Origin of the sequence: Vibrio sp. 10N.247.311.51 (assembly GCF_041467855.1) — a bacterium.
Taxonomy (GTDB): domain Bacteria; phylum Pseudomonadota; class Gammaproteobacteria; order Enterobacterales; family Vibrionaceae; genus Vibrio; species Vibrio coralliirubri.
The window spans coordinates 123,401-133,642 of record NZ_JBFSVK010000016.1 but is presented as its reverse complement, the minus strand read 5'-3'; the positions used below and the strand labels follow the sequence as shown (position 1 = coordinate 133,642).

General features: G+C 44.4%; 11 protein-coding genes. 2 read left to right on the top strand and 9 right to left on the bottom strand.

All coding sequences use genetic code 11. The annotated features are described in order from the left end of the window. The first annotated feature begins 302 nt into the window (after positions 1–302). Positions 303–971, top strand: a complete 669-nt coding sequence (locus AB6E85_RS15570) for an outer membrane beta-barrel protein (RefSeq protein WP_372143167.1) — start codon at positions 303–305, stop codon at positions 969–971. Between the two features lie 54 nt (positions 972–1,025). On the opposite strand, the gene recR is transcribed toward AB6E85_RS15570, so the two are convergent. The 7 genes from recR to AB6E85_RS15535 form a co-directional block, all read right to left on the bottom strand. Further along, a complete protein-coding gene (gene recR / locus AB6E85_RS15565) occupies positions 1,026–1,625 on the bottom strand; it encodes a recombination mediator RecR (RefSeq protein WP_019823189.1) in 600 nt (199 codons plus the stop codon). A 78-nt stretch (positions 1,626–1,703) separates the two neighbouring features. Beyond that, a complete protein-coding gene (locus AB6E85_RS15560) occupies positions 1,704–2,033 on the bottom strand; it encodes a YbaB/EbfC family nucleoid-associated protein (protein ID WP_017062338.1) in 330 nt (109 codons plus the stop codon). A 152-nt stretch (positions 2,034–2,185) separates the two neighbouring features. Next, positions 2,186–4,417, bottom strand: a complete 2,232-nt coding sequence (dnaX, locus tag AB6E85_RS15555) for a DNA polymerase III subunit gamma/tau (protein WP_060982252.1) — start codon at positions 4,415–4,417, stop codon at positions 2,186–2,188. Between the two features lie 18 nt (positions 4,418–4,435). After that, positions 4,436–4,981 carry an adenine phosphoribosyltransferase gene (gene apt / locus AB6E85_RS15550; RefSeq protein ID WP_017062340.1) on the bottom strand — a complete coding sequence of 182 codons (546 nt, stop codon included), beginning with the start codon at positions 4,979–4,981 and terminating at the stop codon, positions 4,436–4,438. A 161-nt stretch (positions 4,982–5,142) separates the two neighbouring features. Further along, positions 5,143–5,514 carry a YbaN family protein gene (locus tag AB6E85_RS15545; protein ID WP_060982250.1) on the bottom strand — a complete coding sequence of 124 codons (372 nt, stop codon included), beginning with the start codon at positions 5,512–5,514 and terminating at the stop codon, positions 5,143–5,145. Between the two features lie 74 nt (positions 5,515–5,588). Continuing rightward, positions 5,589–5,726, bottom strand: a complete 138-nt coding sequence (locus AB6E85_RS15540) for a hypothetical protein (RefSeq protein WP_017067606.1) — start codon at positions 5,724–5,726, stop codon at positions 5,589–5,591. Positions 5,727–5,874: 148 nt separating this feature from the next. Then, the gene (locus AB6E85_RS15535; RefSeq protein ID WP_060982249.1) at positions 5,875–6,978 is read right to left on the bottom strand and encodes a response regulator; all 1,104 of its coding nucleotides are present in this window, start codon (positions 6,976–6,978) and stop codon (positions 5,875–5,877) included. Positions 6,979–7,206: 228 nt separating this feature from the next. Here AB6E85_RS15535 and AB6E85_RS15530 point away from each other — a divergent pair, with 228 nt between their 5' ends. After that, the gene (locus tag AB6E85_RS15530) at positions 7,207–8,082 is read left to right on the top strand and encodes a LysR family transcriptional regulator (protein WP_060982248.1); all 876 of its coding nucleotides are present in this window, start codon (positions 7,207–7,209) and stop codon (positions 8,080–8,082) included. Between the two features lie 101 nt (positions 8,083–8,183). Here AB6E85_RS15530 and purF read toward each other — a convergent pair whose 3' ends face one another. Together purF and AB6E85_RS15520 are read right to left on the bottom strand one after the other, a co-directional pair. Further along, positions 8,184–9,698, bottom strand: a complete 1,515-nt coding sequence (gene purF / locus AB6E85_RS15525; RefSeq protein ID WP_060982247.1) for an amidophosphoribosyltransferase — start codon at positions 9,696–9,698, stop codon at positions 8,184–8,186. Between the two features lie 34 nt (positions 9,699–9,732). Beyond that, positions 9,733–10,224 (bottom strand): CvpA family protein, encoded by a 492-nt coding sequence (locus AB6E85_RS15520; protein ID WP_009848678.1) that lies wholly within the window; start codon positions 10,222–10,224, stop codon positions 9,733–9,735. Between the last annotated feature and the right edge of the window lie 18 nt (positions 10,225–10,242).

Below are 10,242 nucleotides of genomic sequence, written 5' to 3'. Positions count from 1 at the left end.
GTAATGACAAAGTCGCTTGGTAATTAAGGTACGACAGAATCGCTTGGTGATCACAAGTAAAAGCCATTAGATACAAAGCTCTAACTTCACATTAATGAAATAGAATTATTGTTCTAAATCACAAACTTTAAAACACACCTATAAACCTTACCCAATGTTGTATATTTCTCTTGAGTATCCAAATACATATGAAATGAGTCATTACAATAACAAAATGAAAAACAGTAATAAAAACAAAAGATTACCACTATCATTCCGTCCGACCGCAGTGGTCTACATAACTAAAACTATCGGAATATACAGTGAAAAAAACAATTATAGCGCTAAGCACTTTGGCATTAGCTTCAACTTCAGTTTCTGCATTTGACCTTAACCCTGAGTTTTTTGTTGGTGGGGGTGTTGGTTATCACCATGCAAAATTTGAGAGTAAATGGACTGGAGGTGCAGAGGGTGATAGCTGGTCTGATAAAGAGTCAGATACAGCAAAAGGTGCAGCTTTTAGTGTACGTACTGGTGCTTACTTAACACCAAACCATCGTGTAACGTTGACTGCAAATTTTACAGGTGACAACGAGCTTTACTCTGATAGTGATGAGGATAGTAAATATACCGAGAATCTAAAGCAGTCAGAATACCTAGCATCATACGATTACTTACACTATCTGAATGCTGATTTTGCGCTATTTGCAGGTGTTACTGCGGGTGTTGTACAAAATACTCTTACTTTTGAAGACAAATACAACGGAGAAACTTCTAAAGATAAATACAAAGAAACCGACTTCACATATGGCCTTCAGGTAGGCGCTCAATACAAAATCAACACGAATTGGTCTGCAGATCTTCAATATCGTCATATGTTTGAGTCAAGTTCAGTATCTGAGTCTGGTTCGTGGGATACTGGCTACTACAAAAATACGTATACAGTAAAAAACCACGGTGAATTAACACTGAGCGTAGATTACCGTTTCTAATTTACGCTAGTAATTCCCCCTAAAATACGAAAAGCCGCTCAATGAGCGGCTTTTTTAGATCTTATGACGACCGAGTAAGGAGTGCGAAAGCGTGGTGCCATCCACCAGCTCTAGCTCACCACCAACGGGAACACCATGAGCGATACGGCTAGCGTTCACTTCATGGGCATTACATAGCTCAGCAATGTAATGCGCTGTTGCTTCCCCTTCAACTGTTGGGTTAGTCGCTAGGATTACTTCAGAGATATCACCACGACGCAGGCGGTAGTCCAAAACATCAAGACCGATGTCACTTGGACCAATACCATCAAGTGGTGAAAGGTGCCCCATCAATACAAAGTAACGGCCTGAATATTGGCCTGTCGCTTCTATTGCTGCAATATCTGCAGGGCTCTCTACTACACAGATTTGACCATTTTCCTGACGTTTAGGATTGGTGCAAATGTGGCAAGTATCTTCTTCAGTAAAAGTACGGCACTCATTACAGTGACCAATCTCGGTCATTGCTTGGCTAAGAGCTTCAGCCAATTGTAGGCCGCCTTTTCTATCGCGCTGTAACAAATGAAAGGCCATACGCTGCGCCGACTTGGGGCCAACCCCAGGTAGACAACGTAAGGCCTCCATCAAATGCTCCAGCATGTGACTGGTACGCATAGTTAACCGTTCTAATTTCCAAGTGACAACCTATTCAACATAAGCCGCCACTTGAATTAACCTTTAAGAATAAGTTACTTAGAAAGGCATCTTCATACCTGGTGGAAGTTGCATTCCACCAGTTACGCTAGCCATTTTCTCTTTTTGAGTTTCTTCAACGCGACGAGCCGCATCGTTGAAAGCAGCAGCGATAAGATCTTCAAGCATCTCTTTATCGTCTTCCATTAGGCTTTCATCGATATCAACACGGCGAACGCTGTGGCTACCAGTGATCGTTACTTTTACAAGGCCAGCACCTGACTCACCTGTAACTTCCATATTTGCGATTTCTTCTTGAAGCTTTTGCATGCGCTCTTGCATTTGCTGGGCTTGCTTCATCATGTTGCCCATACCGCCTTTACCAAACATGTTAATACTCTCTGGTCTAATTGGTTTATTAAAATTAATTAAGCTATACGTGCTTAAATGGGGGTTAAAACAGTATGATTCAACCCCTCGATGTTCAGTTCTCAGATTTGCTTATCTGGGATGATACGCCGGTCACTAAACGAGAAAACGCTCTAGATAGGACGAACGCTGTCTCTATCGAGTTCAGCGGCAAAACGTCTTTCAATGAACTGTACGTTGGCATCGTTTTCTAGAGCGGTAAACGCGTCTTTCAACTTACCTTGATACAATCTTTCTCGCAGTTCTAGCGGCGTTTCTCCACCATCACCGATTTCAACACTCAAATGGCACTCTTCTCCAAGCACAGTATTGAGAGACTGCAATAGCTCGCTCTGCGCTCGATCCGTATTCAAGTGAGCTTGGCTCGCTCTTAACGTTAAAGTGATTGATGTGTCGTTTTTAGCAAACACTGAGTTTAATGCTAACTGTTCAACAAGCTTGGCTGTCTCTAGCTTTTGAATCGTGGCGGACCATTCATCTTGAGCAATCGACTCTTGAAGCAATTTATCGACCATTTCTGGTGTCTTAATATGCTCTAACGCGCGCTTGATCTGAGTAGGTGTAAGCTCTTTGCTCACCTCTTTCACTACAGGTTTAGACGGCTTCCAGCGATAAGGTTCATTATCATTGGTCACATTTTCTGTCGAAGAGGCTGATAAAGAAGCTGGCGACACCCGCTCAGAACCACCGTGTTGCTGAGCAACTCGATCAAGAACTGAAGTTTTAGCTGGTGTCGCTTTAGCCTTTTTTGGCGCTGAGCCTTTGTTTTCTGTTGTCGCGCTGCCTCTGCGTTGAGAACGTAATTGGTGGCGTAAACCACTCACAGGCGAAGTTGCACGCGCTGGCTGCTCTTGCGAAACAGGAGGAGCAGACGGTGCAGCGCTTGGCTGTTGAACCGGACTCTGGCTCTGATAATTCGTTTGTTGCTGCTGAGGCTGCTCTGCACCGTAGCTTGGACGGTCATCATAAGCAGGTGGTGCATCATACTGGCTATGCGGGTAATCCTGTTCTGGATAACCTTGGTTGCCTGCGTGATCAGCGTAACCTTGCGAATCTGAATACTGTGCTGGATTCTGCTGCGGAGCCTGTTGCACGGGTTGCTGCTGCATAGCTTGCTGTTGAGGCGCCTGTTGTTGCATCTGAGGCTGTCTCGGAGCTGCCATTGGCGCAGGTTGACTCACTGACTGAGCAACGCTCTGAGCTTGATCTGCTGGCGCTGGGCTTGTCGACTGAGTCGAGATTGCCGTTGCAACCGCTTGTTCAGCAGGTCTAAATGCCAACATACGCAGAACCACCATCTCAATACCAACGCGAGCGGTTGGCGACAATGGTAAGTCTTCACGACCTTTCAACACGATCTGGTAGTAGAGTTGAATATCTTGTGGGCTAAGCGCTTTGCTCAGTAGTTCAAGCTTCTCTGCGTCAGGCTGTGCCTTATCTAATGTAGATGGCAAAGCTTGGAACATCGCAAGACGATGCAGTTGGGCCGCAAGCTGATTCAACAAACCATCCCACTCTACGCCATTCTCAGCAAGACTTTGAATACACGCCATTGCTTGTTGCGGCTGCTTACTGCTAATCGCTTCAAGTAAATGGATAGCTTGATCTGTATCCAATGTGCCAAGCATGTGCGCAACCGTATCAGTCACGACATTGCCATTACCTAATGCGATAGCTTGGTCAGTAAGACTTAGCGCATCACGCATACTGCCATCAGCAGCATGAGCAATCATGCCAAGTGCACGAGATTCAGACGTCACATTTTCTTGTTCAAGAATATGATCGAGCTGCTCATGAATATTATCAACGCTGATCGGCTTAAGGTGGAACTGCAAACAACGCGACAAGATAGTCACTGGAAGCTTCTGTGGATCCGTTGTTGCGAGCAAGAATTTCACATACTCAGGTGGCTCTTCTAAGGTCTTTAGAAGCGCGTTAAAGCTATGCCTAGAAAGCATGTGTACTTCATCGATTAGGTAAACTTTGAAGCGACCACGTGCAGGCTTGTACTGAACATTGTCCAGAAGCTCGCGGGTATCTTCTACCTTGGTACGTGAGGCCGCATCAATCTCAAGTAGGTCAACAAAGCGACCTTCATCGATCTCTTTACAGGTTGCACATTCACCACAAGGAGTTGAGGTAATGCCTGTTTCACAGTTGAGTCCCTTAGCAAACAAACGGCCGATGGTTGTTTTACCAACACCTCGTGTACCACTGAACAGGTATGCATGGTGCAATCTATTCTGGCTAAGGGCATTCTCTAATGCTGTTAAAACATGGGCTTGACCAACCACTTCTTTAAATTTGGTTGGTCGCCATTTTCGCGCTAACGCAAGATAGCTCATGAATAATTCCGAAAAGGATTAGTGACCGTCGAATTCGCAGATGCTAAACACTTCTAGACCTAAGCCTTGTAAGCGCTTGTCACCACCGATTTCTGGAAGGTTAATAACAAATGCGGCGTGCTCTACCACACCACCAAGCTGACGAATCAACTTTGTTGTTGCTTCAATCGTACCGCCCGTTGCTAGTAAATCATCCACCATAAGCACTTTATCGCCTTCAACGATAGCATCGGTATGGATTTCTAGTGTATCAGTGCCGTACTCAAGCTCATAAGATTGTGCCACAGTTTGACGAGGTAGCTTGCCTGGCTTACGAACAGGAATGAAGCCAACACCTAGCTCAAGTGCAAGAGGCGCACCAAATAGGAAACCACGAGCTTCAGTACCAACGATCTTAGTAAAGCCCATGTCCTTGTATGTTTCCGCTAGCAGGTCGATAGTCGCTTTGTAAGCTACTGGATCTTCCATCAAGCTTGTTACGTCACGGAACAAAATACCCGCTTTAGGGTAATCAGGAATGCTTTTGATGCTTGCTTTGATCAGAGAGATTTTTTCTGTGTTCATAATCTTATGCACTTCATTAGGCCGCTTTCCAAACTCTCGTTAACGAATCAAACATCAACGTTCGGAATTAAGGAAAGGTACGATTGGTATTCATTGCAACGAGAGTCATAACTCTGGTTGCTGAAATAATAAACGCCCGCTATACAAGCAGGCACACTGGCTTAATGGTAGTGATTTTCTTTGCTGTCAGCAACCAACTCATGAGTTGGAAGTCGCATAAACCATGTGAGAAGAATAACAAGTACGCAAATTAGGAAAACCTTGACCCAAATGATAGGGGCAAAGTAGATGGATAACGCAAAACTCAACAAGATAAAGAGTACGCCGCGCGTTTTAACTTGTTTGGTGACCGCACCGTATTGATGCCAATTGTTCAACAGAGGACCCAGCGTTTTATGCTCGTGCATCCACTTGTGAACTTTCGGATTGCTTCGCATGAAGCATGCGCTGGCAAGAAGGAGAAAAGGAGTGGTTGGCAGAACGGGCAAAACTATCCCTAGAACTGCGAGAAATATACAAAGGCCACCAGCAATATTGAGGCTTAAAACTCGAACGCTGATTGTGGCCTCCTTGAGTTAGCTATCGTTAATCAGCGACGACAGCTTAACTAGAATGTTGCGTAACCATTGAATACACGGATCAACGTAAGCGTTGCTGGTAGCAATGGGATCATTAAAAATGCGGCTAAAAACCCTAAAAAGTAGAATACATTAAACGGGTCTTGAAAGTCTTTGTTATCTGCCATGATTGCTTCTTGTTTTTGTTAGTAAAGGTGAGTATCCGGCGAACCAAACCCGCTTTGCTAAATCGACATTTAACAAAAAAGGCATAGCCACACCATTTGCGCAACTATACCTTAATCAATTATTCACAAAAACCGAGGAAATATAGGGTTAATCAGTAGACCCTTGGTGTATGTCTAAACTAAAACTTGCCGATCCAAGTAGACTCAACGAAAGTTGGCAGCCCTGTTCGATCGGTAGATCCCTTGTAATAAAGTTCTTCTTACAGTTCTCGCCCAAGCGCTCACCTGCTGCAATATGTTGATTCAATTCACCATTTGACCATTGCCCATCTAAACCCGCAGGTAAAATAGAAATGGTTCCCTCTGCGAGATCAGCAACACCAAACAGTGCATTCACTGGGGTTGAACATTTAGAGCAACGAATCCCCTTCTCTAAGATCTCAGCAATATCTTTGAGATCAACATTAAAATCTTTTCTGTTTCTTATGTAATCGTGGAACAGCGCTCTCACCAACAGTGTTGTCGCGGAGCCACCATTATCAGAAGACGATGAATCGACGAGGTAAAAAGCAAACTGCCCGTTCATCATCCACGCATAATCAAACACAAGTGGCATCATCTCTGTTGACTGCAGTAAACGGTAACTGCAACGCCATGAGCCTTGTTGCGTATCTTTCTCTGGAAGCAGCGCATGCAGTAAGTCTTTTGCTGCGCTTGGATTTTCTTGAAGGTAATTCAGATGCCAATGCAGTTCTTGGTCTTCAGGGATCTCTCCCCCGTCATCCACACAGAACCATTGGCTCGAAAAATCTCGTTGGTCTGAAATGTTGTCGAATGAATCTGTCAATGTATTCGCAATCGCACTTCCTAGGTGACCGTGATCCTCTAACGGTTTCGCTAGAAAGTCTTTAATGCCAAATCGTAATGCTTTCGCCACATCAGACATATCATCAGTGCCAGACACCACGATCATAGGCAGTGACGGGTACTCTAAACTGAGCTCTTCCACAAGCTCGATGCCATCAAGTATCGGCATTGATAAGTCACACACAATTAAATCTGGCGCTGAGTCTCTAAGCTTTTGCAGAGCGTCCAGTCCATTTTCAGCCTCAACCACTTTATAACCGACCTTGTCTAGGTACGCGCTGGTTATACGGCGAAAAATAGGATCATCATCAACCAACATCACGCATTTCTGGTTAATTACTTCCTGAGCCGAGGTCATTACTGGCTGACTGTGAGTTTTGTACATAATCTATAACCTCACAAAACTAAGTCGAATTATTATTGTTATCTGTTCTAAGAACTAATATAAAACTTAGTAATAAAATGCTAAATACACAAATTTGCACTCTTTACTGGTAATTCGTGACGAGGGTTGGAATACTTGTAAATAGTGCAACGAGTTGACGTAACGCAAACATTGATCTCACTGTTACGTATAAATTAGATGAGATTGTAAACAAATGTGTCTGGATTTATGAAATTAGATGATTTAAACCTCTTTCGACTCGTCGTTGAAAATGGGAGCTACACCGCAACATCGCGCAAGACTATGATTCCGGTTGCGACCATCACACGACGCATCCAAGCCTTAGAAGATTCTTTGAATCTTAGGCTTCTCAATAGACACGCGCGTAAACTTTCTTTAACAGAGGCCGGCGAACGTTTCTTTAATGAATGCTCTCCACTATTGCAACGTCTCTCTTCTACTGCAGAAGAGCTGACTGACGTGTGCAAAGGAGCTTCCGGTAAGATTCGTATTACGGCCCCCTCCAACCTGACTAAGCGCATGATGATGCCAATGTTCAGCGATTTCATGACTCAATACCCTGATATCAATATTGAGCTGATGATGAACAACCAAGCGGATCAGTTGGATCCAACTGAATGGGACGTGATTTTCCGTGTTGGCCCACAGCGTGATTCAAGCCTAATTGCCCGAAAAATCAGTGAAGTCAAAGATATTCTTATCGCGAGCCCTGAATACTTAGCAAAGAACCCAGCTCCAAGCCATGCTGAAGAACTTGCGAACCATTCGCTACTCAAAGGCTACCCGCTGATTAAGTGGCAACTGAGTAATTCGAATGAAGAGACGGTGGTAAATAGCGAAAAAGGCCGTTTCAACGCCAATGCGCTTAATGTGGTGAGGCAAGCGTGCTCTGAAGGCCTAGGTATCACCCTAATGCCTGACGTGATGATTCGTGAATACATTGAAGATGGCAGCTTAGTGCAAGTCTTAGAAGACTGGAGCGCTAACCCTCGTGATATTTACATGCTTTATAACCACAAAGACCATCTACCAGAGAAAGTTAGATTGTTTATTGATTTTGTGATCGCATACCACATTCATTAAGGTCAATCCCCTTCTCCACAAACAAAAAAACCAGAGCCATGCTCTGGTTTTTTATTTTCTGTATCGCTAGCACTAACGAATCATTGCTAACGAAACGCTAATTAAGCGCCTTCGTTGTGTAACTCTAAGTTAGCAAGATCTTGTTGAATCTCGCGCTGAACCTTTGAGTCGTCATTACGCAAAGAGTCTAGGAAATCTAGATACGCTTGGTCGATATCGCCCGTTACATACTCACCGTTGAATACTGATGTATCGAAGCGTGCGATGTCTTGATTGCCCATGCCTACTGCAGAAATCAAATCTGGTAGTGTTTGGAAAATCAGAGCATCTGCGCCAATCTGCTTACAAATCGTTTCGTTATCACGACCATGAGCAATCAGCTCTGTCGCGCTCGGCATATCAATGCCGTAAACGTTAGGGAAGCGAACCTCTGGAGCTGCTGATACCATGAAGACCTTGTTTGCGCCAGAATCACGAGCCATCTCAATGATTTGCTCTGATGTTGTACCACGAACGATAGAATCGTCAACCAGAAGAACGTTCTTACCTTTAAACTCAGAGCGGATTGCGTTGAGCTTACGGCGAACCGACTTCTTACGTTGTTGCTGACCAGGCATAATGAACGTGCGGCCAACATAGCGGTTTTTCACGAAACCTTGACGGTATGGCTTATTGATCGCTTGAGCAATTCGTAGCGCAATATCATTCGATGTTTCAGGGATTGGGATAACCACATCAATATCTAAGTCTGCATACTCTTCTTTAATACGCTTACCAAGCATCTCACCCATCTCAACGCGTGCGCTGTAAACCGAAATTTTGTCGATGAATGAATCTGGGCGTGCAAAGTATACAAACTCAAAGATACATGGGTTTAGTTGTGGGTTGTCTGCGCATTGCTTAGTGAAAAGCTCACCGTCGAACGTTGCGTAGATAGCTTCACCTGGTGCTACGTCGCGCATGAAGTCAAAACCAACAGCATCCAGTGCTACCGATTCAGATGCTACCATGTACTCTGTTTTACCTTGAACTTCACGCTTACCAAGGCACAGTGGACGAATACCGTGTGGGTCACGGAATGCGATCATACCGTGGCCGATGATCATCGCAGTTACGGCGTAAGCACCACGAATTGTGCGGTGCACATTTGCCACAGCGCGGAAAACGTCATCTGAAGTTACGTTACCTTTAACGGTATCGATCTCATGAGCTAACACGTTCAGTAGAACTTCAGAGTCAGAGGTTGTGTTTACATGACGACGGTCTTTTTCGAACAACTTTTCACGAACTTCGTTTGCGTTCGTCAAGTTACCGTTGTGTGCCAACGTAATGCCAAAAGGAGAGTTTACGTAGAAAGGCTGAGCTTCAGACGCACTTGAACTACCCGCTGTAGGATAACGAACATGGCCAATACCAACTTCACCTTGTAGGCGCTGCATGTGTTTTGCTTCAAAAACATCTTTTACTAAACCGTTCGCCTTACGCAGACGGAAACGATTGCTTTCTATGGTACAAATACCAGCGGCATCTTGGCCACGATGCTGCAATACCGTTAAAGCGTCATAAATAGACTGGTTTACAGGTGTTGAACCCACGATTCCAACAATACCACACATGTCCTAATCCTCGATTTTTCGACATTAACTGGCGCTAGAGCGCGCCAGATAAGAAACTAGATGTTGCTTGTAAATGCTCGAAGAACGGCGCAATGATTCGACTAAATTCCGGAACCAATTGCGAATTCTTCCACCACTCAGAACTTGGGAATGCAGTAAACGCATCCATGAAAAACAACACTGCAGAAACAATCAAAACACCACGTAAGCCACCAAAGACGACACCGAGGATTCTGTCTGTACCTGACAGGCCTGTTTTCTGAACTAGCTGACCGATGACATAGTTAACTAAGGCACCCACAACTAACGTTGCAACAAACAATGCTGCTATCGCAGTTCCGTTTCGAAACATCTCATCTTCGATATTGGTGAAGTACATCGCTAATTTAGCGTAGTACTGGCTAGCAATAAAAAATGCTCCAAACCAAATTACGAGTGACAAGGCTTCTTTAGCGAAACCACGAACTAAACTGATCACGGCAGAGAAGCCGATCACGCCTAAAATGACAAAATCTAACCAATTCATGAATTCTTCATCTTAAGT

Coding starts and splice junctions, on each gene's coding strand:
- dnaX (WP_060982252.1), bottom strand. CDS start 4,417: ATGAGCTATCTTGCGTTAGCGCGAAAATGGCGACCAACCAAATTTAAA.
- purF (WP_060982247.1), bottom strand. CDS start 9,698: ATGTGTGGTATTGTTGGAATCGTGGGTTCAACACCTGTAAACCAGTCT.
- AB6E85_RS15530 (WP_060982248.1), top strand. CDS start 7,207: ATGAAATTAGATGATTTAAACCTCTTTCGACTCGTCGTTGAAAATGGG.
- recR (WP_019823189.1), bottom strand. CDS start 1,625: ATGCGTACCAGTCACATGCTGGAGCATTTGATGGAGGCCTTACGTTGT.
- AB6E85_RS15560 (WP_017062338.1), bottom strand. CDS start 2,033: ATGTTTGGTAAAGGCGGTATGGGCAACATGATGAAGCAAGCCCAGCAA.
- AB6E85_RS15540 (WP_017067606.1), bottom strand. CDS start 5,726: ATGGCAGATAACAAAGACTTTCAAGACCCGTTTAATGTATTCTACTTT.
- AB6E85_RS15520 (WP_009848678.1), bottom strand. CDS start 10,224: ATGAATTGGTTAGATTTTGTCATTTTAGGCGTGATCGGCTTCTCTGCC.
- AB6E85_RS15535 (WP_060982249.1), bottom strand. CDS start 6,978: ATGTACAAAACTCACAGTCAGCCAGTAATGACCTCGGCTCAGGAAGTA.
- apt (WP_017062340.1), bottom strand. CDS start 4,981: ATGAACACAGAAAAAATCTCTCTGATCAAAGCAAGCATCAAAAGCATT.